This window comes from Pseudomonas sp. (assembly GCF_050739935.1).
Taxonomy (GTDB): domain Bacteria; phylum Pseudomonadota; class Gammaproteobacteria; order Pseudomonadales; family Pseudomonadaceae; genus Aquipseudomonas.
In genome coordinates this window covers 1-22,267 of the sequence record NZ_JBOICF010000088.1, presented here as the reverse complement: position 1 = coordinate 22,267, position 22,267 = coordinate 1, and the positions used below count along the sequence as shown (strand labels likewise).

General features: G+C 58.8%; 19 protein-coding genes and 1 pseudogene. 7 read left to right on the top strand and 13 right to left on the bottom strand.

Annotation, left to right across the window (positions count from 1 at the left end):
- Positions 1-418: 418 nt before the first annotated feature.
- The 4 genes from ACRER8_RS17710 to ACRER8_RS17695 form a co-directional block, all read right to left on the bottom strand.
- A complete protein-coding gene (locus ACRER8_RS17710) occupies positions 419-1,585 on the bottom strand; it encodes an osmoprotectant ABC transporter ATP-binding protein OsmV (RefSeq protein WP_431747522.1) in 1,167 nt (388 codons plus the stop codon).
- Entirely contained in the window at positions 1,582-2,235 is a 654-nt protein-coding gene (locus ACRER8_RS17705) for an ABC transporter permease (RefSeq protein WP_431747521.1), read from the bottom strand. The genes ACRER8_RS17710 and ACRER8_RS17705 overlap by 4 nt, the downstream gene beginning before the upstream one ends.
- Positions 2,232-3,200 (bottom strand): glycine betaine ABC transporter substrate-binding protein, encoded by a 969-nt coding sequence (locus tag ACRER8_RS17700; protein ID WP_431747520.1) that lies wholly within the window; start codon positions 3,198-3,200, stop codon positions 2,232-2,234. Before ACRER8_RS17700 ends, ACRER8_RS17705 begins: the two co-directional genes overlap by 4 nt.
- A gap of 63 nt (positions 3,201-3,263) precedes the next feature.
- Entirely contained in the window at positions 3,264-3,977 is a 714-nt protein-coding gene (locus tag ACRER8_RS17695) for an ABC transporter permease (RefSeq protein ID WP_431747519.1), read from the bottom strand.
- A 333-nt stretch (positions 3,978-4,310) separates the two neighbouring features.
- Here ACRER8_RS17695 and ACRER8_RS17690 point away from each other — a divergent pair, with 333 nt between their 5' ends.
- Positions 4,311-5,894 (top strand): peptide chain release factor 3, encoded by a 1,584-nt coding sequence (locus tag ACRER8_RS17690; RefSeq protein WP_431747518.1) that lies wholly within the window; start codon positions 4,311-4,313, stop codon positions 5,892-5,894.
- Positions 5,895-6,072: 178 nt separating this feature from the next.
- Here ACRER8_RS17690 and ggt read toward each other — a convergent pair whose 3' ends face one another.
- Both ggt and ACRER8_RS17680 read right to left on the bottom strand, forming a co-directional pair.
- Complete coding sequence (gene ggt, locus ACRER8_RS17685) at positions 6,073-7,740, bottom strand: gamma-glutamyltransferase (RefSeq protein ID WP_431747517.1); 1,668 nt, start codon at positions 7,738-7,740, stop codon at positions 6,073-6,075.
- Between the two features lie 162 nt (positions 7,741-7,902).
- On the bottom strand, positions 7,903-8,802 hold the full coding sequence (locus ACRER8_RS17680) for an NAD-dependent epimerase/dehydratase family protein (protein WP_431747516.1): 900 nt from the start codon (positions 8,800-8,802) through the stop codon (positions 7,903-7,905).
- Positions 8,803-9,017: 215 nt separating this feature from the next.
- Here ACRER8_RS17680 and ACRER8_RS17675 point away from each other — a divergent pair, with 215 nt between their 5' ends.
- The gene (locus tag ACRER8_RS17675) at positions 9,018-10,298 is read left to right on the top strand and encodes a M12 family metallo-peptidase (RefSeq protein WP_431747515.1); all 1,281 of its coding nucleotides are present in this window, start codon (positions 9,018-9,020) and stop codon (positions 10,296-10,298) included.
- 20 nt (positions 10,299-10,318) lie between these two features.
- On the opposite strand, the gene ACRER8_RS17670 is transcribed toward ACRER8_RS17675, so the two are convergent.
- The gene (locus tag ACRER8_RS17670; RefSeq protein WP_431747523.1) at positions 10,319-11,215 is read right to left on the bottom strand and encodes a DMT family transporter; all 897 of its coding nucleotides are present in this window, start codon (positions 11,213-11,215) and stop codon (positions 10,319-10,321) included.
- A gap of 166 nt (positions 11,216-11,381) precedes the next feature.
- On the opposite strand from ACRER8_RS17670, the gene ACRER8_RS17665 reads away from it, so the two are divergent.
- A complete protein-coding gene (locus ACRER8_RS17665; protein WP_431747514.1) occupies positions 11,382-12,260 on the top strand; it encodes a LysR family transcriptional regulator in 879 nt (292 codons plus the stop codon).
- 338 nt (positions 12,261-12,598) lie between these two features.
- Here the strand turns inward: ACRER8_RS17665 and ACRER8_RS17660 are convergent, their stop codons facing one another.
- Both ACRER8_RS17660 and ACRER8_RS17655 read right to left on the bottom strand, forming a co-directional pair.
- Positions 12,599-13,495 (bottom strand): LysR substrate-binding domain-containing protein, encoded by an 897-nt coding sequence (locus ACRER8_RS17660; RefSeq protein ID WP_431747513.1) that lies wholly within the window; start codon positions 13,493-13,495, stop codon positions 12,599-12,601.
- 64 nt (positions 13,496-13,559) lie between these two features.
- Entirely contained in the window at positions 13,560-14,144 is a 585-nt protein-coding gene (locus ACRER8_RS17655; RefSeq protein ID WP_431747512.1) for an NAD(P)H-dependent oxidoreductase, read from the bottom strand.
- A gap of 214 nt (positions 14,145-14,358) precedes the next feature.
- Between ACRER8_RS17655 and ACRER8_RS17650 the strand changes: the two genes are divergently transcribed.
- A complete protein-coding gene (locus ACRER8_RS17650; RefSeq protein ID WP_431747511.1) occupies positions 14,359-14,673 on the top strand; it encodes a putative quinol monooxygenase in 315 nt (104 codons plus the stop codon).
- 9 nt (positions 14,674-14,682) lie between these two features.
- On the opposite strand, the gene ACRER8_RS17645 is transcribed toward ACRER8_RS17650, so the two are convergent.
- The gene (locus ACRER8_RS17645; protein ID WP_431747510.1) at positions 14,683-15,447 is read right to left on the bottom strand and encodes a sulfite exporter TauE/SafE family protein; all 765 of its coding nucleotides are present in this window, start codon (positions 15,445-15,447) and stop codon (positions 14,683-14,685) included.
- Between the two features lie 258 nt (positions 15,448-15,705).
- Between ACRER8_RS17645 and ACRER8_RS17640 the strand changes: the two genes are divergently transcribed.
- The 3 genes and pseudogenes from ACRER8_RS17640 to ACRER8_RS17630 all read left to right on the top strand — a co-directional run.
- Entirely contained in the window at positions 15,706-16,629 is a 924-nt protein-coding gene (locus tag ACRER8_RS17640; RefSeq protein WP_431747509.1) for a LysR substrate-binding domain-containing protein, read from the top strand.
- A 61-nt stretch (positions 16,630-16,690) separates the two neighbouring features.
- Positions 16,691-17,035 carry a cupin domain-containing protein gene (locus ACRER8_RS17635; RefSeq protein ID WP_431747508.1) on the top strand — a complete coding sequence of 115 codons (345 nt, stop codon included), beginning with the start codon at positions 16,691-16,693 and terminating at the stop codon, positions 17,033-17,035.
- 289 nt (positions 17,036-17,324) lie between these two features.
- Positions 17,325-17,650, top strand: a pseudogene (locus ACRER8_RS17630) (argininosuccinate lyase); the annotation flags it as partial.
- Positions 17,651-17,972: 322 nt separating this feature from the next.
- Here the strand turns inward: ACRER8_RS17630 and mmsB are convergent.
- From mmsB to ACRER8_RS17615, 3 genes are all read right to left on the bottom strand, one after another.
- Positions 17,973-18,857, bottom strand: coding sequence for a 3-hydroxyisobutyrate dehydrogenase (gene mmsB, locus ACRER8_RS17625; RefSeq protein WP_431747507.1), 885 nt, complete (start codon positions 18,855-18,857; stop codon positions 17,973-17,975).
- A gap of 216 nt (positions 18,858-19,073) precedes the next feature.
- Positions 19,074-20,615 (bottom strand): CoA-acylating methylmalonate-semialdehyde dehydrogenase, encoded by a 1,542-nt coding sequence (locus tag ACRER8_RS17620; RefSeq protein WP_431747506.1) that lies wholly within the window; start codon positions 20,613-20,615, stop codon positions 19,074-19,076.
- Positions 20,616-20,783: 168 nt separating this feature from the next.
- Complete coding sequence (locus ACRER8_RS17615) at positions 20,784-22,022, bottom strand: MFS transporter (RefSeq protein ID WP_431747505.1); 1,239 nt, start codon at positions 22,020-22,022, stop codon at positions 20,784-20,786.
- Positions 22,023-22,267 lie beyond the last annotated feature (245 nt).

The following is a 22,267-nucleotide window of genomic DNA, read 5'->3' as shown; positions in this document are numbered from 1 at the left end:
CGCCTGCTCCGCCGCTTCCGCTGGTGAAACATCGAACCTGAGGAGAAAGCCCTAGCAACACGGCTTGCCGGTGGTAGCGATTTGAAGAGCACCGCCGCCGGCATGCTGTGCTGCTACAGAGGTCCATTACAAGCCAACTGTGGGAGCGAATTCATTCGCGATGGCGTCAGGTCGAGCACCCGAAAATGCATCTGACCGGGTTAGATCACACTGACGCCTGCTCCGCCGCTTCCGCTGGTGAAACATCGAACCTGAGGAGAAAGCCCTAGCAACACGGCTTGCCGGTGGTAGCGATTTGAAGAGCACCGCCGCTGGCATGCTGTGCTGCTACAGAGGTCCCTTGCAAGCCAACTGTGGGAGCGAATTCATTCGCGATGGCGTGAGGTCAGGCACCCGAAATGTACCTGACCGGATTAGATCACACTGACGCCTGCTCCGCCGCTTCCGCTGGCGAGACAATGCTGGTCTTCTTCCCGCGCGATTGCCCCGAGCTCAGGTACGCGGCAATCGACTCCTGCGTCACCTCGCCGAGGAACACGTTCTCGGCGTCCAGCACCGGCAGCCAGGCGCGGTTGAACTCGTACATGCGCGACAGCAGGATGCGCAGGTGTTCGTCGTAGGCCGCGGTGGCGTTGAATGGGCTCAGATATTGCTCGCAGGTGCCGCTCTGGCGGTGCAGGTCGCGGCGGCGGACGTAACCCATGGCCTTGTTGTCGCCGTCTGTGACGACGACGTAGCGGCGGTCGTTTTCGTCCATGATTTCCAGCGCGTCGGCCACCGGGGTTTCCGGACTGACGGAGGGCGCGTTGTCGGCGGCGTCTTCGGCTTTGACCAGCAGCAGGCGCTTGAGGGTGCTGTCCTGGCCGACGAAATTGCTGACGAAGTCGTCTGCCGGGTGCGCCAGCAGTGTGTCCGGATGGTCGATCTGCAGTAGCTTGCCGGCGCGGAAGATGGCGATCTTGTCACCCAGCTTGATGGCTTCGTCGATGTCGTGGCTGACCATGATCACAGTCTTGTTCAGCGCGCGCTGCATCTCGAAGAATTCGTTCTGGATCATCTCGCGGTTGATCGGGTCGACCGCGCCAAACGGTTCGTCCATCAGCAGCAACGGCGCGTCGGCGGCCAGCGCGCGGATCACGCCGATACGCTGTTGCTGCCCACCGGACAATTCACGCGGGTAGCGATGCAGGTATTGCTTGGGCTCAAGCTTGATCATGCTCATCAGCTCACGAGCACGGTCGTGGCATTTCTGTTTGTCCCAACCCAGCAGCTTTGGCACCACCACGATGTTTTCTTCGATGGTCATGTTGGGAAACAGCCCGATTTGCTGGATCACGTAACCGATGTTGCGACGCAACGTCACTTCGTCCAGTTGGGTAGTGTCTTCCCCGTTGATCAGCACCTTACCGGAGGTCGGCATGATCAGGCGGTTGATCATTTTCAGCGTCGTGCTCTTGCCGCAACCCGACGGGCCGAGGAACACGCAGATCTCGCCTTCATTGACGGTCAGGCTCACTGAATCCACGGCCTTCACTTCCTTGCCGTTGCTCTGGAAGGTTTTGGTGAGGTTTTGTAGTTCAATCATTTCAGGAGTCCTTTTGGAGTCAGCGAACGTTGCAGCCATTGCAGAAGCAGGTCGGCGAGGATGGCCAGAATGCTGACCAGTACAGCGCCGACAATCAGCATCGACATGTCGCTGCGGCTGATGGAAGCAAGAATAAGTACACCCAGGCCACCGGCGCCAATGGTGGCGGCGATGGTCATGACACCAATGTTCATGACCACGGCAGTGCGTACACCGGCCAGAATCACCGGCACGGCAATCGGCAGTTCAACCATGCGCAGGCGCTGACCGAAGGTCATGCCGATGCCTCTGGCGGCTTCGCGAATGCCCGGCTCGACGCCAGTCAGCGCAAGGTAGGTGTTGCGCATGATCGGCAACAGGGAATACAGGAACACTGCGGTAATCGCCGGCATCGGGCCGAGGCCCTGGCCGAATTTGGAATAGAACGGCAGCAGCAGGCCGAACAGGGCAATCGACGGGATGGTCAGCAGCACCGTGGCACTGGCCTGCAGCGGACCGGCGAGGGCTGGAAAGCGCGTCATGAACACGCCCAGTGGAACGCCCACCAGAATCGCCAGCGAAACTGCGATCCCGACGAGGGTGATGTGTTGCAGGGTCAGGTGAAACACCTGATTCCAGTCCAGATGGGAAAAAGCGCTCCAGAAGCTCATAGTTTCTTCTCCTGCTGCTCTACTGGGTGTAGCACCGGCGTCTGCTTGATCGGCACGCTTTCGGCGGAAGGATTGATCGGATGAGTGCGCAGGAAATCGGCAGCGACGACGGTAGGACTTTCGTGATCGACGTCGACGCGCGCGTTCAGGTCGATCATCGTCTGGTTATCCAGCAGTGCGGCCAGTGGCTTGAGCTGCTCGGCCAGTTGCGGGTGTTGATCCAGGTACTCTTTGCGGATCACGGGAGCTGCGGTGTAGTCCGGGAAATAGTGCTTGTCGTCGGCCAGCACTTTCAGTTTGAAGGCGTTGAGACGTCCGTCGGTGGTATAGACCAACCCGGCGAAGACTTGCCCGTTGCGCAGCGCGGTGTAGACAAGACCTGCGTCCATCTGACGAGTGTTCTCACGGCTCAGGTTCATGTCGTAGTGCTTGACCATGCCCACCAGACCGTCGGAACGGTTGGCGAACTCGGTGTCGAGCGCGACGATATGACCCTCCTTGGCCTCATCCTTGAGCAAGGTTGTCAGTTCGGAGACGTTGTTGATCTGCGGATACTGCTGCGCAATCTTGTCCGGCAGCGCCAGCGCATAAGTATTGTTGAACTTGGACGGCGAGAGCCAGACCAGGCCCTTCTTAGCGTCGAGTTCCTTGACCCGTTGGTAGGTCTGCTCGCTGTCGAGTTTTTCATCGACATGGTTGTACGCCACCAGCGAGACGCCGGTGTATTCCCAGAGCATGTCGAGCTGGCCGCTTTCCTGCGCACTGCGCGCCAGGTTACTGCCCAGGCCGCCGGTGATCTGGACCTGATAGCCCTTGTCGCGCAGGTATTGCGCGGTCAGTTCGGCGAGGATGGTCTGTTCGGTGAAGACCCGCGCGCCGATGCGCAAGACCGGCATCTCGGCCGCCTGAACCCACGCGGACAGCAGCAGGCCTGCGCCCACTATTAATGTGCATAACTTCTTCATTCGTATTCCTTTCTCTTGGCTTGACGAAGCCTGGTCAACAAGGCCTTGGTTAACGAGGCTTTGTTAACGCGCTAAGCCGCGTTCGAGCCAGACACGACTCGCCAGAGTCACGGCGCCATCGAGCAACAGGGCCAGCAACGCGGTACACGCAGCACCCAGCACAAGCTGCGGCTGATTGTTCAAGGCGATGCCGGGGAAAATCAGACTGCCAAGGCTGTTGGCGCCGATCAGGAAAGCCAGCGGCGCGGTGCCGACGTTGATAGCCAGCGCCACCCGCACACCACCGACGATGATCGGCACGGCATTGGGCAGCTCGACGCGCCACAGCACCTGACGCGGGGTCATGCCGATGCCGGTGGCAGCTTCTTTGAGAGAACCCTGAACGTTTTTCAGGCCTTCGTAGGTGTTGCGCACGATGGGCAGCAACGAGGCGAGAAACAGCGCGAAGATTGCAGGTCCGCTGCCGATACCCAGGACACCCAGGGCAATGGCCAGAACTGCAAGAGGAGGAACGGTGTTACCGATGTTGAAGATCTGCATGAAGCGTTCGGCGCGGCCAACCATGTTCGGTCGGCTCAGGACAATGCCGGTCGGGATTCCGACCACCAGTGCCGCCAGCATCGATGCCAGCACAAGCAGCACATGCGCTTGCAGATAAAACAGCAGATCGTCCTGATACTGCTTGAGGGTACTGATGCCGATCCATTGGACCAGCAGGGCCAGAAGCGCGATGACAATCACACCTCCCAATAGCCCCTTGCCATAGCGATTAGCCACGGGCGGACTCCTTATTTCAGTCGGCGAACGCCTCGCTGTGACTGGCCTTTTCAGGCAGCCTGCGAACGTGCGCGAAGAGCAGCGGGTGGGTCGCCGGAAAGGGTGAAACCTCGGCGAAAACACGAGCCATGAGCGCAGCTTCGTCAAGCTAACTTGCTGATTTTGCGACCCTTGGCTTGTTGTGTAGCCAGGGAATGGACGTCTCCAGAACCGCAAAGGTTCCCACGTGGGATGCTATTTGGCCACCCCTGATTGACTGAACGGTTCGGATATTGCTTTTGTTTGGGCTATAATCGCCGCCCTTTTTTTGAATCACCTCTCGGGCGATTTCCCATGACCAGACAGGCCGCCGAAGTCGCGAAACGCCGCACTTTCGCCATTATTTCTCACCCCGACGCCGGTAAGACCACCATCACTGAAAAGCTTCTGCTGATGGGCAAGGCGATTGCCGTCGCCGGTACGGTGAAATCCCGTAAGTCCGATCGTCACGCCACCTCCGACTGGATGGAGATGGAAAAGCAGCGTGGTATTTCCATCACCACGTCGGTCATGCAGTTCCCGTATCGCGAACACATGATCAACCTGCTCGACACCCCGGGCCACGAAGACTTCTCGGAAGACACCTACCGCACCCTGACCGCGGTGGACTCGGCGCTGATGGTGCTCGATGGCGGTAAGGGCGTCGAGCCACGGACCATCGCGCTGATGGACGTCTGCCGTCTGCGCGACACGCCGATCGTCAGCTTCATCAACAAGCTGGACCGCGACATTCGCGACCCGATCGAACTGCTTGACGAGATCGAGGCGGTGTTGAAGATCAAGGCCGCGCCGATCACCTGGCCGATCGGTTGCTACCGCGACTTCAAGGGTGTGTACCACCTGGCCGACGACTACATCATCGTCTACACGGCCGGTCACGGTCATGAGCGCACTGAAACCAAGATCATCGAGAAACTGGACTCCGACGAAGCCCGCGCGCATCTGGGCGACGAGTACGAGCGTTTCATCGAGCAGCTGGAACTGGTGCAGGGCGCCTGCCATACCTTCGATCAGCAGGAATTTCTCGACGGTCAGCTGACCCCGGTATTCTTCGGTACCGCGCTGGGCAACTTCGGTGTCGATCACGTGCTCGACGCGGTTGTGGACTGGGCGCCAAAGCCATTGGCGCGTGTAGCTAACGAGCGCACCGTCGAGCCGGTCGAAGAGAAGTTCAGCGGCTTCGTGTTCAAGATTCAAGCGAACATGGACCCCAAACACCGCGACCGCATCGCCTTCATGCGCATCTGCTCGGGCAAGTACGACAAGGGCATGAAAATGCGCCATGTGCGCACCGGCAAGGACGTGCGCATCGGCGACGCGCTGACGTTCTTCTCCAGCGAGCGTGAACAGCTGGAAGAAGCCTACGCCGGCGACATCATTGGCCTGCACAACCACGGCACGATCCAGATCGGCGACACCTTCAGCGAAGGCGAGGCCCTGGGGTTTACCGGTATCCCACACTTCGCCCCGGAACTGTTCCGTCGTGTGCGTCTGCGCGATCCGCTGAAATCCAAACAGCTGCGTCAGGGCCTGCAACAGCTGGCCGAAGAAGGCGCCACCCAGGTGTTCTTCCCGACACGCAGCAACGACATCATCCTCGGTGCCGTCGGCGTGCTGCAGTTCGATGTGGTCGCCAGCCGTTTGAAGGAAGAATACAAAGTGGAATGTTCCTACGAGCCGATCACCGTGTGGTCTGCGCGCTGGATCGATTCGGCCGACAAGAAGAAACTCGAAGAATTCGAGAACAAGGCGGTGGAAAACCTGGCACTGGACGGCGGCGGTCACCTGACCTACCTGGCGCCCACCCGGGTCAACCTGGCGCTGATGGAAGAACGCTGGCCGGATATCAAATTCCGCGCGACGCGTGAGCACCATTAAGGGCCTGAAATCTCTGAAATGAAGCCTTGATGGGGGCCACCTGTGGGAGCGAATTCATTCGCGAAAAATGGTACATCCGCTAGAGATGTATCGGCTGTAATGGCCAATCGCGAATGAATTCGCTCCCACAGTGTTTTGCGTTGCTGCCGGACTCAGCACAAGGGGCCCGAGTCACCGCTTACTTCACCACCATCCCCACCCCCCTTCCCCGCGGGTCCGATGCGGTTTCTACTTTTGTGCCGTCGATCCTGATCGCCTGCACATTGCCCATCGACCAACCCTGATCCTTGAGCGTGTAGCCCATGGCTTTCAGTTCATTGGCTACGGACGCCGGCATGGGCGCGAATTTCTCGGTGTAGATCGTATCCTTCGGCAGCAGTTGGTGATGAACGCGCTGCGCCGCAATGGCGTCCTTGAGCGGCATGTGGAAATCGTAGATGTTGTTCAGCACTTGAAACACAGTGGTGAAAATCCGCGAGCCACCCGGCGTACCCAACACCAGCGTCACCACACCATCGCGTGTCACCAGGCTCGGACTCATCGACGACAACATACGTTTGCCTGGCTCGATGGCGTTGGCATCGCCGCCCACTACACCAAAGGTGTTAGGTACACCCGGCTTGGCACTGAAATCGTCCATTTCGTCGTTCATCAAAAAGCCTGCGCCCTTGACCACCACGCCACTGCCGTAATCCCAGTTCAAGGTATAGGTGTTGCTGACTGCATTGCCTTTGGAGTCGACGATGGAAAAGTGCGTGGTCTGATGAGACTCAAGCCCGGCCTTCACGTTTTCAGTCGGCGAAATCGCAGTCGAATTGATCTCATGAGCGCGCCCGGCCAGATAGACATGATCAGTCAGCTGACTCACCGGCGCCTGTGAGAAATCGGGGTCGCCCAGGTAGTTGGCGCGGTCGGCGAACACGCGCTTTTCGATCTCTGCCAACAGGTGAATGTAACGTGCTGAATTGAGTGGCACGCCTTTGAAGTCATCTCCCAGTTGCTGTTTGATGCCAATCAGTTGCGCCAGCGCGACACCGCCAGAGCTCGGCAATGGCGCCGTGTACAGGGTGTTGCCATTGAAATTGACGTGCAACGGCTTGCGCCATACCGCCTTGTAATCGGCCAGGTCCTGTTTGGTGATCAGGCCATTATCGTGCTGCATCTGCGCCACCAGCAGATCGGCGGTCTGGCCTTGATAGAACTCGTTGGCGCCCTTGTCGGCGATACGCTCCAGGGTCTTGGCCAATTCGGGCTGGCGAAAGGTTTCGCCGCTCTTCATGTCGCCAAAATAGTCGCCGAAGTTGGTCTTGCCGTTGAGCTGCTTGATCGCTTCGGCACCGTACATGTATTGCTTGTCGGCAACCTTGAAACCGTTTCGCGCGTAGCCGATGGCCGGGGTCAATAGCTCCGCCCAAGGCAACTTGCCGAATTTCCGATGCGCTTCCCACAATCCCATGACAGTTCCAGGTACGCCGGAAGCGCGGGCGCCCACCAGGCTCATGCCGGGAATCACCTCGCCCTTTTCGTCCAGATACATGTCGCGGCTGGCGGCTTTCGGCGCGGTTTCGCGATAGTCGAGGAAGTACGGTTTGCCGTGCATGAACAGCGTCATGAAACCACCACCACCGATGTTGCCCGCCTCGGGATAGGTCACGGCCAGGGTGAATGCGGTGGCGACGGCTGCGTCGACGGCATTGCCGCCCTTTTTGAGGATCTGCGCAGCGACCTCCGCACCGTACTGGTCGGGGGATGCAACAGCGCCGCCTTCAAGCGCGACGGCATACACCGGGGAACTGACGGCGAAGATCACCGACAAGGCGAGGGTCTTGAGTATCACGACTCGCATAGGGCTTCCTTTTTGGACTGATGCGACAGCTTCATACGCGCGTGCTGTATGGAAGCTGTCTGCATGCTGACAAGACTGAAGGTTCACCCCACATTAATGATTAAACGCCCCTCGAACGCAAACGGCCACCCGAAGGTGGCCGTTCCATGAAGCCTTCAGGCATCAGCCTTTGAGCATGTCGTTCTTGATCCAGTCGATCACCGACGTATGCTTCGGCACCCAGCCCAACAGTTCGCGCGCATTCTTGCCGCGTACCCGGCTGTTGGACCCCAGACCATAGTTGGCCATTTCATAGCCCCACTCAGCTTCGGCATCTTTCAACGGCCAGTCCTGGGATTTGCCCAGTCCCAGCGCTTGGGCCATGGCATCAGTCATATCGACGAACGAAGCCTCGCCGCTTTCGACGAAGTAAAAGGTGCCAGCCGGGTTCTTCTCCAGCGCCAACGCATACAACTCGACCACATCTTCGATGAATACATTGGACCAGACATTTTCGCCAGGACCGACGTGACGCACGATGCCACTTTTGCGAGCCTGTTTGAGCAGGCGTGGCAATTGAACGCTGTCGCGGTTCACGCCCAGGCTCAAGCCGTAGATCAACGTGTTACAGATGACCGCCGAGCGTATGCCGTCTTTAGCCGATGCAATGACCAGATCATCGATGGCCACACGCGCGGCTTTATCAGGCGTCGCGACCGGCAATTTGTCTTCGTAAAACACCTCTCCGTCACCCTTGCCACCGGAAGCATCGCCGACGATGCTCGAACCGCTGTTGTGCAAAAGAGGTTTATTCGAGCCCTTCAACCCTTCGATCAATGCTTCGACCGCCCCGCGATGGTCGCTGCTGGCGGCATTGATTACGCCGTCGGACTTGCGTGCCTGTTCGATCAGCAAGGCTTTGTCGTCCAGCGTGCCGATGACCGGGACGATGCCCAGCGCCTTTAGTTCTTCCGCCTGCTCGGCACTGCGGACAAGGCCGGTGACGTGATGGCCTTTCTTGACCAGAGCCGTTGCGATGGAGCCACCGATATAACCTGCGGCGCCGGTAATGAAGATGTTCATGAGATGACTCCTGAGTGGTTGTAAATGTCCAGCCAGTATCGGCTCGCGATTCGGTACGAAAAAGGGGGTTCCAATCAAATGACTATTGCTTTACGGACACGAATAGTCGCGATAACAACACAGTCGTTCATCGCCAATCGATAAGATGAACAGCAATCGTCATTGCTAATGTAGTTACAGCGCAAGGCCGCGCCCAGACTGCAAGGAGCAACTCGATGAAAGTGATTTCTGCATTAATGGCTATCGCGCTGCTGGTCGCGGGGCTGCTCTATCTGACGGTGTTTCACAACCAGCCATTCATAACAAAGACACCTGACGTTGCTGATTCCGACGCTGCCTTTACAGCCACACTCGATGAAATCCGTGCATTTGCGGCAACGCTTGAAGTGCAGGAAGTCAGCATTGATCCGAATGCAGTAACGTTGGAACAAAAGACCCTCAAGTTCACACTGATCGACCATGCAATCAGCGCCACGAAAGTTCGCAGCGAGGAGGTGACGAACCCGGACGGAACGCGAAGCATCATCTGGTATGGCAATCTCGAACCCCATGCCACGGTCATTCCGGAAATCCCGCAATGGCAGGATCCTCTGCATTCGATCACGCTGGTGAAACACGACCAAACCATCACCGGGACGATCCGTCAGGACCAGCAGCTGTACCAATTGCGTCCCGTGGGGAAGGACCGGCATGTGGTGGTTGTGCTGGACGGTACAAAGATGCCCCCCGAAAAAGACAACTTTGGCCGTCCCAGGCGCATGCCTGTGAATGCCCCCACCCCGCGCGCGCCTTCCGAAAAACGCCTCGCCCATACAACTATAGATGTCATGACCGTCGTGCCACAAAAGACCGTCGCCGACTATCAGGGCGACATGCTTGCGTTGATGCAATTGGCAACCGCGCTTGCCAACCAAAGTTATATAAACAGCATGATCGGCATCACGTTACGGTTGGTGGCATACCAGGTCACCGACTATGAACCTAACGCTGTCTTCCCCGGTCTCGATCTGATCCGCTTAAAAACCCCGAATGATGGCTTCATGGACGATTCGCTGAGCGTTCGCGATGAAACCCGCGCTGACGTCGTCATCTACATCTATCGCTCCGCGCCTGCCGAAGACGGCTCGCAGAGTTGCGGACAAGCACTACAGTATGGTTCGACTGCCGAAACTGCGTTCGCCATGGTCAACCATGAATGCATCGCAAACTTCACCTTCGCGCATGAAATCGGTCACTTGCAATCTGCTCGCCATGAGATCGACAGCGATCCTGCAGTGGCGCCCTATCCTTTTGCTCACGCCTACCGGTTTACCGCCGGGGGCAACATTTGGCACACGCTTGTCGGTACTCAACCCCATCCGCCGACGTCCCAGCGCCTCAACATATGGTCCAATCCCGACATTCGATACGAAGGGGCGCCCACCGGTGACGCTGAAACCGCTGACAACCATCGCGTGCTGGAGCTGACCAAAGATGTCATTTCCGGCTACAGATGAAGGATTCAGGATGGTGCTTATCAGGCGTCCTTGAGGACATTCAGGCTCGCCGGCTCGCGCCGCAGATTCAGCGCCAGCACGCTGCTCAGCACCACGACTGCGCCGACGATCACCATGAGAGATGGCATTTCACCGAGCAGGACCGACGCGATGGCAATGGCCATCGGTGGGGTCAGGTACAGGCTCATGGATGCGCGGCTGACGTCCATGTGTTTGAGCACATAGGCCCACGCCAGGTAAGCCAATGCACTTGGAAAAAAGCCCAAAACGCCCACGGCCACATTGACTCGCAGTGGCGCATTGAGGATTTCGCCCATCAGACCCGGCAGATAAACCAGCAGAAAAACCGTGCCTGCCCAGATGGTGTAGCAGACCATCGTCAACCCATCGTAACGATGGCTGTGGCGCTTTTGCAGGGAGAAATACACGCTCCAGGAAAACGCCGCGAGCAAGATCAACAGCCCGCGCGCGTCGACATGGCCGAATCCTCGATCACCCGCGATGACGATCGCCACTCCCAGCAGGCCCCATGCGACACAGGTCCAGCGCCAGGCACTTACGCGTTCCTTGAACACGAAATGTGCGAGCAGCGCGGTGAACAACGGCATCGACTGAATCAACACACTCGAAGCCCCGGCCGTCACACCCGGCTGACCAAAGTTGAGGGCGATGTGGTGCAGGCTGACCGCGAAAAAGCCCAGCACCGCCAGCAGCGGTACGTCTTTGAGGCGAGGCAGGGAAATCTTCATCGACGAGGCGATCAACGCCATGAATACCGACGCGATGATGAAGCGCAGCAGGGCCAGATGACCAGGTGCGTAGCCTTCCAGACCGATTCGAATTCCGGCAGGCGAATACCCCCAACAGGCGATCACGAAAAAGGTCGCCAGTACGACCTTCACAGCCTGCCAGCGCATTTTCAGGTATTGCGCTTCACCGGCCATGTGGGCCGATTCGTTCACGACGCTCATTTCGGTACTCCCGCTGGCAGGCGATAGCCTTGCCCTTGGCCAGCAGTATCGAAACAACTTATGCTCACTACAACCGAACAATAATGACTCAACCATTCACTCTTGGTGATGTATGGAATTCGCCCAGATTCGCATGTTCAAGACCGTTGTCGACACCGGCAGCATTGCTCGGGCGGCTGAGGTGCTGCATTGCGTGCCCTCGAACATCACTGCCCGGATCAAGGCGTTGGAAGCCGAGTTGAGCGTCGATCTGTTTTTCCGTCACGGACGTGGATTGAAGATCAGCCCGGCAGGAGAAATCTTTCTGACTTACGCAGGACGCATGCTTAGCCTGGCCGAGGAATCAAGGCGCGCGGTACGTCCTGACGCCACGCCCTCCGGCCCGCTGCGCATCGGGGCCATCGAGTCATCCGCCACATCGCGCCTGCCTCGGCTGCTTGCCCGCTTTCACGCGCGGTACCCCGACGTATCACTGGAGCTGACCACCGGTACAGGCCCGCAATTACTCGACGCGACGCTGAATCACAAGCTCGACGGCGCCATCGTGGCCATTGATGTGAAACGTCCGAAACTCAAGCGAACCTCCATGTATCGCGAAGACCTGGTGCTGATCGCTGCCGAATCGCTCGGGCCAATTCGCAGCGCGGCGGACCTGCAGGGCAAATCGATTTTCATGTGGCCCGAGGGTTGCCCCTATCGCGCGGCGCTGGAGCGTTGGCTGCTGAACCACGGCCAGACCCAACCGATCATCAGCATTGCCAGTTACGGCACGATCGTCGGTTGCGTCAGTGCCGGCGCCGGGGTGGCGCTGGTGCCCAAGGGGGTGTTCGAGCAATACCACAAGGGTTCGGGTTGGGTGGGGTATGAGTTCCCGGAATTGACGTCCATCGACAACCTGTTTTACTGGCACGAAAATGCCGAATACCACCCGGCGCGGGAGGCGTTCGTGGAGATGTTGCAGGCCGAGTTCAATAGGGTTCGCACATCCTGAACACGATCTCCGCTTGTGGGAGCGAATTCATTCGCGATTGCGCGGTTACAGGCGATCAATAGCTGTCGTCTGGATCTGCCTCTCGCGGATAAATCCACTCCCACAGGGTATGTGTTTCGTCAGCGGAATCCTGGCAGAACCTACACCGGCACCGGCAGCAAAACCTGGTTGCACGCTTTATCTGACTGATCAAGCTCTCAGGGTTTTACCCTGTGGAGTGAGATCGCTTACGAAGAGGCCAGTCCATACACACACGATGTCGGATCTGGACGTCAGCCATCGTGAGCATGCGACCGCCCACATGTATCGTGCCCGCCACTTCGATGTTCCACTGGGCCTCACGCCGCATAATTCGCCAGTTTCTGCTGAATGAAATCCAGAAAACACTGAATCCTCAACGCCAGCTGCGAGTTGCGGTAGTACACCGCATGAATCGGCTGTCGATAGCCGCTATTGGCTTCGGGAAGGATGACATTCAGGCGACCGAGGCGAATGTCTTCGTGGGTCATGAAGTGCGACAGGCAGACGATACCCTCGCCCGCCAACGCCAGTTGGCGCAGGGTCTCGCCACTGGAGGCGGAGACCGTGGGGTGGATGAACAGCCGGTCACCCTCGGCATGTCGCAACGGCCAATGGTTCAGCGTTTCGGTCTGGGTAAAGCCCAGCAATGAATGGCCGCGCAACGCCTCCACCGTTTTCGGCGTACCGTATTTCTTCAGATACTCGGGGCTGGCGAGGATGTTCAGCGGGCTGGAGCCCAGCGACCGCGCGTGCAAGGTCGAATCCGCCAGCACACCGATACGGATCGCCACGTCAGTGCTCTGCTCCAGCAGATCGATAATCAGATCGTTGCTGTTCAACTCCAGCTGGATATCGGGATACAGCGCCCTGAACTCGGCTACATAAGGCACGATGGAGTGCAGCATGAACGGCGAGGCGGCGTTGATGCGCAGGCGTCCGAACGGCGTTTGCTGGCGCAGCGACATACGCTCTTCCAGCTCCTCCATCTGCCCGAGAATCTGCTTGGCTCGCTCGAGGAAAAACTTGCCCTCCTCGGTCAGATCCATGCGCCGCGTGGTGCGATTGATCAAGGTAGTGCCGAGCTTGGCCTCAAGCCGCGACAGGGTGCGGCTGATGGCCGAAGGCGTCTGGCCTACCTGCTCGGCGGCGGCCGATATCGAGCCGCTTTCAATGACTGAAACGAACACTTGCAACTCATCGGATCGGGCTTTCACTGTTGTCCTCCGCTCAAAAAAGACTGGATATTAGCCCGGTTTAGCGCAAAGGACAGAACAGACTTCAGGCACTGAACACCGACGCCAGATGCGCCTGGTAGCGTTTCACATCGGCTTCGACGTTCGGCACTTTCATTACGTCCACTGCCAGGAAGGTTGGCAGGCTCGTCATGCCCAGGAACTGGTTGGCCTTGTGAAACGGGAAATACACCGCATCCACACCCTTGGCCTCGAAGAAATCCGACGCGTCGTCGAACGCTTGTTGCGGCGCGTTCCAGGTGGCCGAAATCATGTACTGCTTACCTTTCAACAAGCCGCCGCTGCCGTACTTCTGCGAAGCATCGGAACGCGTACGACCATCGTTGGCGTAAAGGCTGCCGTGGCCTTCGGTGAAGACTTCATCGATGTACTTTTTCACGGTCCACGGTGCACCCATCCACCAGCCCGGCATCTGCCAGACGACGACGTCAGCCCAGAGGAATTTCTGCACTTCTTCGGCGACATCGTATCCGCCGTCGATGAAGGTCTGCTTCACGTCAAAACCGCTGCGGTCCATGAAGGCCAGCGCGGCATCGTGCAAGGTTGCGTTGTAGCGGCCATCGGAGTGAGCGAATTGTTTGCCGCCATTGATGAACAGGACTTTTTTCATTGAAAACCTCGTCGTGACTCGACTGTCAGCCATCTGAAAGGAAAGCCGGTATCGAGCATCGGTAGTTGGGTTTGAAACTGGAATGGACGGCAGATTATCGATTTGCCAGCGCCTGAATAAGCCGTAACGAAGCAAAAAGCTTTTGCCCCATAAGCACGAATAGATACTCAATTGTTGACTTAGAATTTCATTACTTTCACTTCAGGAGGCATCCATGAGCGATCTGCACGGTTTCATTCTTCACGCCCAGACCAAGCCCGAAAAAGCGGCGGAATTCGAAGCGCTGTTCAGCAGTTACGTCTCGGCCAGCCGCAGCGAAGACGGTTGTATCGAGTACCACATGCTGCGCGATCAACAGGATGCGACACTGTTCATCTTCTACGAGGTCTGGCAATCGAAGGCGCATCTGGACGTTCACTCTGCCCTGCCACACATGGCGAGCTTCTTTGAAAAGCGCATGGATTATCTGGTCCGCGATTTCGATATCCGCCGCGTCGACATGATCAGCCCGTCCTCGGCTGTACGCTGATCCGCCGGCTCACCCCGTGATCAGCAGGTGCAGGCCCAGTAGCGCCATGCCGATGAAGAACACCCGCTTAAACAGCAAGGCGCTGATGCGCTGACGCAACCACTGGCCGAGCATCATGCCCAGCAGTGCCGGAATGACCGCCAGCAATGAGGCGTTCATCTCGGCGCTGCCTAAAGCGCCATTCCAGAACAAGCCTGCACCCAAGGCCAGGCTGGAAACGGTGAACGACAGCCCCAGCGCTTGCACCAGTTGGTTGCGATCCAGGCCAAGTCCCTGGATATAGGGCACTGCGGGAATCACGAACACGCCGGTGGCCGAGGTAATCAGCCCGGTGATCAAGCCGCATAACGGACCCAGCCAGAATTCCGCGCGAGGCGGCACCTCGAGCAGCGGCAGGAACAGCCCACACAGCGCATAGACAAACAGCGCCCCGCCCAATGCCCTGCCCATGCTGTGCGCACCGCCCATGCCGAGCACGTAAGAACCAACCCCGGTGCCGACGACGATCATCGCCAGCAGCGGCCAAAGCCGCCTGCACGAACTGCGCAAGTGCCCGCCCGCCGCCAGTTGCCACAGGTTGGTAAAGGTCGAAGGAATCAAAAGCAACGCCGCAGCCTGCGTCGGCAACATAGCCACGCCCAGCAAGCCCATGGCGACAGTGGGCAACCCCATACCGATTACGCCCTTAACCGTTCCGGCCAGCAGAAAGGCCAGAAGAACCAGCGCTGACAGGTTCCAGCCGAGGTTTTGATAGAGCGAGAGGAAGGTATTCATCGCGCTATCCTGAGCCTGTGCAATGCTTTTTTAAATCTGCGATATATTGAGCCAGCCTTCGGTTTTTCCATAGCCTGAGATCACAGGGTGTTTTACTGGCTGGCGATTTCTTACTCTGAGGAGCGAATTCAGTCGCGAGTCTGGTACATCCAACCCAGATTCAGCGCCTGACAAACCGCTTTGCGAATGAATTCGCTCCCACAGTTGCGTTCATCGTCCGACCGCGAAACCTCAGCGCCGCCCCATAGAGCAGAAAAGATGCACTTCGACCTGATCGACCTGAAGCTATTCCTCAACGTGAGCGAAGCCGGCAACATCACCGCCGGTGCCGCGCTCAGTCATCTTTCGCTGGCTTCTGCCAGTGCGCGGATTCGCGGGCTGGAGTCGTCGTTGGGTATCGCGCTGCTCGAACGCGGTCGGCGCGGCGTCACGCCGACCGCCGCTGGCAAGGCGCTGGCCCAACATGCGCGGCTGATTCTGCAACAGGTCGAGCGTCTGCAATCCGACCTCACGGATTACGCTCAAGGCTTCAAAGGTCAGATTCGCCTGCTGTGCAACACCTCGGCGCTGAGCGAATACCTGCCAGAGCGTTTGGCCGAATTTCTGGCCAGTCACCCGAACATCGACATTCATCTGGAAGAACACCCCAGCCTGCGCATCCTCCATGCAGTGCGTCATGGCACGGCGGACGTCGGCATCATCTCCAACGCGGTGGACGCCAGCGATCTGCAAACCCTGCCGTTCTGCGCAGATCCACTCACGTTGATCATGCCGCTTGACCATCCACTGGCCGAGCACACCAGCTTGCGTTTCAGCCAGGCGTTGAACCACGAATTCGTCGGCCTTGGCGTGAACAGCGCGATGGCCATCTATCTTGAGGAACAGGCGCTGCACCTGGGCCGCCGGATCAAGACTCGTATACGTGCCGAAAGCTACGACGGGATGCTGCGCATGGTGTTACGTGGCGCAGGGCTGGGCGTCGTGCCCCAGGCAGCAGTCGAGCGTTTTCAGCAGGCTGGTCGACTGAAAAGCGTGCCCTTGAGTGACAGCTGGGCCGAACGCACGCTGCTTTTGTGTGCCCCGGACTTCGATGCGCTGCCCGAATACGCCAAGGCGCTGGTGCGTCATCTGCGTGGGGAAACTGCGTTTCTGGACACCCCAATGTCGAGCCCAGACAACTGAGCCCGGCCAGACGCCCCTAAGGTGTGCGAGCGCAATTTTCGCCATCTTTTCTGGAGCTGTCATGAGCAACCCGATCACTGTTCTTCGCGATACAACGCCACTGCCCGTCGTCGACGCCTGTAAATGGGAGCGCATCGGCGGCGACCCGCACACCGTCAATCTCAACGCCTACACCAGCGCCGACGGGCAAAAGATCATGGGCACCTGGATCTGCACGCCGGGCAAATGGTTCGTTGAGTACGTGAAATGGGAATACTGCGATTTTCAGGAAGGCTATTGCATCATCACCCCTGAAGGTCAGGAACCGATCCACCTGAAGGCCGGGGACAAATTCATCGTCGAGCCGGGTATGAGAGGCACTTGGGAAGTGGTGGAGACTGTGCGCAAGTATTTCGTGTTTGCGTGATGCGGCGCTGATCGCCGAGCACGCTGTTGGTTGAACATTTTCCACTCTGTGGAAGTGAGCCTGTTCGCGAAGACCTCCGCGAATTCGGCACATCTGTTGTGCTCATGATCCAGGCTTCGTGAGCACGCTCACGCCTACGGGCGTCTGACCAGTGGCCTGACCAGACCGAAAGCTTTCCACTTCTGCCAAGTGCACTTGCCATTTGTAACATTCCCCTGGCCGCGGCTATTTCCTAGCATCCTTCGACGTCTGGCTAGCCAGCAACCTACCTATTCGAGGGAAATGGCTAATGTCTGATGCTACTGAGCGCCTGTGGGGGGGGCGGCTCAAATCCGGTCTGGGTCCTGCAATGGCTGACCTGTCGCGATCGCCCAGCGTGTATTTCCGCATGACGCCTATGACGTCGCAGGTTCCAAGGCCCACGCCCACGAGCTTGAGCGGGCCGGACTGCTGGATGCGGACGAGACACGCCGCATCATCGCCACCCTCGAGTCTATCAATGACGACTTCGCTGCGGGCAAGATTCAGCCCATCGCGGCCGACGAAGACGTACACACCTTCATCGAATGCCTGCTCACCGAACGCCTTGGTGCACTGGGTGGCAAGCTGCGTGCCGTTCAAGGAAGCCCACGAGATCACCGGGCAACTGGTGCAGCTGTGTGAAGGATTCTCAGATTAACCCGCATCCCTGTAGGAGCCGGCTTGTGGCGAACTCGGTGTGTCAGTCGATGCAAAGCTGACTGACCCGGCGCGTTCGCCAGCAAGCCGGCTCCTACACAGTCTGTGGCCGGCCAAATATTTGCGCTCCACGCCGGATCTGTAGGAGACGTCCAAGGTTATGCGGGCAGCGAACGCGGTGTGTCTTCAATACAAAGTTGACTGCCCCTGCGCGTTCGCCAGCAAGCCGGCTCCTACAGTTTGAACAGCTTGGCGCCCGTTACTTTTTCAAATACCCCTCAATCACTGCCGAGAAATCCTTCCCGCCATCCCCGCGCAGACTCATCGCCTGATATAGCTGTTGAGCCACCGCCCCAAGAATCACCGGCTGACGTGCCACTTTCGCCGCTTCAGTAGCCAGTCCCAGATCCTTGAGCATCAGTTCGGCGCCAAATCCGCCTGTGTAACCGCGCGAAGCAGGCGCGGTTTCGACGACACCCGGCCACGGGTTATATATCTCCGAACTCCAGCAACGCCCGGTCGAGCTGTTGATGATGTTGGCCAGAATGGCCGTATCGATGCCCAAGGTATTGCCCAGCGCCATGGCTTCCGCGACGCCGATCATGGAAATGCCCAGCAGCATGTTGTTGCAGATCTTGGCAATCTGGCCGGTGCCGACGTCGCCGCAATGCACGATGTTGCGGCCCATCTGCGCGAGTATCGGCTTGAGCACCGTGAAATGCTCCAGGCTGGCACCGACCATGAAGGTCAGCGTTCCGGCCTGGGCGCCGCCCGTACCGCCGGACACCGGCGCATCACCCACCACCACGCCCTGCTTTGCCGCAACTGCCGCCACATCGCGAATGGTCTGCGGATCGATGGTGCTGCAATCCACCGCCGGCACGCCTGCGGAAATTCCCGCCAGCACACCGTCTTCGTTCAGGTAGACCGCGCGCACATGAGCGGCGGCGGGAAGCATGGTAATGACCAGCTCGGCCCCTTGCGCTGCATGCTTGGGTGACTCGCTGATGCGACTGCCCATCTCGGCGAGTTCAGCCAGCACTTGCTGGTTGAGGTCGAACAAGTGCAGCTGATGCCCGGCCCGGATAAGGTTGCGCGCCATCGGCGCCCCCATATTGCCCAGACCGATAAATGCGATTTTCATTGTTGTTCTCCTTTTCAGATTCCAGCGCAGGATGCTTGGGGGGACGCTCGCGCAGGTTTTGCGTCGTTCACCAGACAGTCAGCCAAGGCGAATCCACTGTGGGCGCAAATTCATTCGCGATGCCGTGGGGCAAGTCGGTAAATCTCTGCCGTCTGGCGTATTTTTCGCGAATGAATTCGCTCCCACAGAACCCTCGACCGCTCTCAGATCCTCGGATCAACGCAAATTGATCGTCGTATTCACCCCATCATTCACGCTGTCGTCATCGAACCAGCGGCTGGTGACGGTCTTGGTCTGAGTGTAGAACTGCACCACCTGTTTGCCGTACGGCCCCAGATCGCCCAGCTTGGAACCACGCGAGCCGGTGAAGCTGAAAAACGGAACCGGCACCGGAATCGGGATATTGATGCCCACCTGGCCGATGTCGATCTCGTTCTGGAATTTGCGCGCCGCCGCGCCGCTCTGGGTAAACACGCCGACGCCATTGCCAAACGGGTTGGCGTTGACCAGTTCGATGGCCTGATCCAGCGTGTCGACCTCCAGCACCACCAGCACCGGGCCGAAGATTTCCTGAGTGTAGATCTGCATCTGTGTCGTCACGCCGGTGAACAGGGTCGGGCCGACGAAGTTGCCTTCCTCGTAACCGGCGACCTTGATGTCGCGCCCGTCGAGTTCCAGAGTCGCGCCTTCCTTCACGCCGCTTTCGATCAGTTCGAGAATCCGCTGTTTCGCACGTTTGGAAATGACCGGCCCGACATCGGTGCCCGGCTCGCTACCCGCGTTGACCTTGAGTTTCTGCGCCAGCGCTTTCAGATCGGGAATCCACTTCTTCGACGCGCCGACCAGCACCACCACCGAAGTCGCCATGCAGCGTTGCCCGGCAGCACCGAAACCTGCGCCGACCAAGGCATTGAGGGTCTGTTCGCGATTGGCATCCGGCAGGACGACCGCGTGGTTTTTGGCGCCCATCATCGATTGCACGCGCTTGCCGTGTTTGCCCGCCAGGTCATACACGTGGGTGCCGACCGCAGTGGACCCGACGAACGACACCGCCTTGATGTCCTTGTGGGTGCAGATCGCGTCGACCACTTCCTTGCCACCGTGCACGACGTTGAGCACGCCCGCTGGCACGCCCGCCTCAACCGCCAGTTCGACCAGCAGCATGGTCGACATCGGGTCCTGCTCGGAGGGTTTGAGGACAAATGTGTTGCCGCAGGCGATGGCCATCGGGAACATCCACAGCGGAATCATCGCCGGGAAGTTGAACGGCGTGATGCCCGCGCAGACGCCGATCGGCTGACGCAGCGTGTAGGTGTCGACGCCTCCTGCGACATTCTCGGCGAACTCGCCCATCTGCAGCGTGCCGATGGAGCAAGCGTGCTCGACCACTTCCAGGCCGCGGAAAATATCGCCTTCGGCGTCGGCGATGGTCTTGCCCTGTTCGGCGCTGAGCACTGCGGCGATGCGCTTGGAATGCTCGCGAATCAATGCCTGAAGCTTGAGCATGATGCGCATGCGAGCGCCGATCGGTGTGTGACGCCAGGTCTTGAACGCTTCCTGCGCAGCGGCAACGGCAGCGTCCACTTCAGCGGTGGTGGCGAACGGCACTTTGGCCAGCACTTGCTGCGTCGCGGGATTGATCACGTCCAGCCATTCGCTGGTCTGCGACTCGACCCACTGGCCGTCGATCAGCAGTTTTACGGGGGCCACCGTGGTGGTGTTCTGCTGTTGTGAAATGTTGCTGAGTGAAACATTCATTTCGATGTTCTCCATTCGAAGCGGCACCGCACAGGCAGTGTCGATGAGGCAAATTCAGCAGCGAAGAAGGCGTTTTGAAACGACACATACGTGTAGCAGTCCGGCTTGCCGGCGGAAGCGATCTCACGGAGGCCACCGCCTGCATCGGAACGCCGCTCTTCCGTGCTGCTACAGCAGCGGGTTTCGTGGCGGATCGCGCTTCATCAGGGCCGTACAAACCAGTGCGATCAGTGCCATGCCGATCAGGTACATGATCACGTAATTCGGATTGCCGTCGCCCATGGCCAGTAGTTGGGTGGCGATCATCGGCGCGAAGCCTCCGCCCAGAACGCCTGCCAACTGAACGGAAACCGAGATGCCGCTATAGCGGATTTCGGCGGGGAATTGCCGGGCGAACAGCAGCGATTCCGGCGCATACAGAATCGGGAATACCACGCCCACCGCCAGCACCATCGCCCACCAGACCAGCACCGGATCGCGAGTGCCGAGCATGGCGAAGAAGGGATAGACGAAGGCGCAGAGCAGCAACAGGCCCGCGAAGTACAAGCGCTTCTGGCCAACCCTGTCCGAGATGTGTCCGCACAGCGGCATGGTGACCAGCGACAGGGCAGCCCCCGCTGTAATGGCACCCAGCACATCGGCGCGAGGGATCTGCAACTGGTTGGCGGCATAAGCCAGGGCGAAGGTCACCGACATGTAGAACCAGGCATTCTCGGCGGTGCGCGCGCCGAGGATAGTCAGGGTTTCTCTGGGGTGATCGCGGAACACTTTGAACAACGGAACCTTGACCGCGATGTTGTCCTTTTTAAGTTTCTCGAAGTCTGGGGATTCCGGGACTTTGAGGCGAATCAGCCAGCCAACCCCGAGCAACACGACGCTGGCCAGAAACGGCAGGCGCCAGCCCCAACTGAGCATGTCGGCTTCCGGCAGTTTCGCGACCATTGCCATCGCCAGCGACGCCAGCACCAGCCCGGCACCGACACCGGTCTGCGGCAGGCTGCCGTAAAAGCCTTTCTTGCCTTCCGGCGCGTGCTCGACGGCCATTAATACCGCGCCGCCCCACTCGCCACCGACCGCCATTCCTTGCAGGAAGCGCATGGCGACCAGCAGCACCGCCGCCCAGTAACCGATCTGCTGATAGGTGGGAATCAGGCCGATGATGATGGTCGGAATCCCCATCAGCATGAGGGTGACCAGCAGCATGGATTTGCGACCGATCTTGTCGCCGAAGTGCCCGAACACGATCCCGCCCAAGGGCCGCCCGAGAAAACCTACGGCATAGGTAGCGAATGCCGCGAGCACACCGATGATCGGGTCCAGTGCAGGAAAGAAGATCTTGTTGAAAATCAGCGCGGCCGCTGTGCCGTAGAGGAAAAAGTCATACCACTCGATAGTGGTGCCAGCCATGCTGGCTGCTCCGGCAAGCCGGTAGGATCGGGTCTTGCGCGTTGTAGCGCCGACGTCTGCAGTATCGGTTTGAGCCGCTGCGGCGTCCGCCGTTATAACGTTCCTCATAAACTCCTCCGCTTATTATTGTTGTGCAGGGTGTTATGCGATGTGGGTGATGCGGTTTTGGTCAGGCAATTTCCCGGTATAGGACGATCTTTCGTAGGAGCCGGCTTGCTGGCGAACGCGGAGTGTCAGCCAACACT

What these genes read in the sequence shown, in the direction of transcription:
- ACRER8_RS17680 (WP_431747516.1), bottom strand. Translation starts at nt 8,802, where the DNA reads ATGAACATCTTCATTACCGGCGCCGCAGGTTATATCGGTGGCTCCATC.
- ggt (WP_431747517.1), bottom strand. Translation starts at nt 7,740, where the DNA reads ATGCGAGTCGTGATACTCAAGACCCTCGCCTTGTCGGTGATCTTCGCC.
- ACRER8_RS17615 (WP_431747505.1), bottom strand. Translation starts at nt 22,022, where the DNA reads ATGGCTGGCACCACTATCGAGTGGTATGACTTTTTCCTCTACGGCACA.
- ACRER8_RS17675 (WP_431747515.1), top strand. Translation starts at nt 9,018, where the DNA reads ATGAAAGTGATTTCTGCATTAATGGCTATCGCGCTGCTGGTCGCGGGG.
- ACRER8_RS17705 (WP_431747521.1), bottom strand. Translation starts at nt 2,235, where the DNA reads ATGAGCTTCTGGAGCGCTTTTTCCCATCTGGACTGGAATCAGGTGTTT.
- ACRER8_RS17665 (WP_431747514.1), top strand. Translation starts at nt 11,382, where the DNA reads ATGGAATTCGCCCAGATTCGCATGTTCAAGACCGTTGTCGACACCGGC.
- ACRER8_RS17620 (WP_431747506.1), bottom strand. Translation starts at nt 20,615, where the DNA reads ATGAATGTTTCACTCAGCAACATTTCACAACAGCAGAACACCACCACG.
- ACRER8_RS17650 (WP_431747511.1), top strand. Translation starts at nt 14,359, where the DNA reads ATGAGCGATCTGCACGGTTTCATTCTTCACGCCCAGACCAAGCCCGAA.
- ACRER8_RS17690 (WP_431747518.1), top strand. Translation starts at nt 4,311, where the DNA reads ATGACCAGACAGGCCGCCGAAGTCGCGAAACGCCGCACTTTCGCCATT.
- ACRER8_RS17710 (WP_431747522.1), bottom strand. Translation starts at nt 1,585, where the DNA reads ATGATTGAACTACAAAACCTCACCAAAACCTTCCAGAGCAACGGCAAG.
- ACRER8_RS17640 (WP_431747509.1), top strand. Translation starts at nt 15,706, where the DNA reads ATGCACTTCGACCTGATCGACCTGAAGCTATTCCTCAACGTGAGCGAA.
- ACRER8_RS17635 (WP_431747508.1), top strand. Translation starts at nt 16,691, where the DNA reads ATGAGCAACCCGATCACTGTTCTTCGCGATACAACGCCACTGCCCGTC.
- mmsB (WP_431747507.1), bottom strand. Translation starts at nt 18,857, where the DNA reads ATGAAAATCGCATTTATCGGTCTGGGCAATATGGGGGCGCCGATGGCG.
- ACRER8_RS17645 (WP_431747510.1), bottom strand. Translation starts at nt 15,447, where the DNA reads ATGAATACCTTCCTCTCGCTCTATCAAAACCTCGGCTGGAACCTGTCA.
- ACRER8_RS17670 (WP_431747523.1), bottom strand. Translation starts at nt 11,215, where the DNA reads ATGCGCTGGCAGGCTGTGAAGGTCGTACTGGCGACCTTTTTCGTGATC.
- ACRER8_RS17700 (WP_431747520.1), bottom strand. Translation starts at nt 3,200, where the DNA reads ATGAAGAAGTTATGCACATTAATAGTGGGCGCAGGCCTGCTGCTGTCC.
- ACRER8_RS17655 (WP_431747512.1), bottom strand. Translation starts at nt 14,144, where the DNA reads ATGAAAAAAGTCCTGTTCATCAATGGCGGCAAACAATTCGCTCACTCC.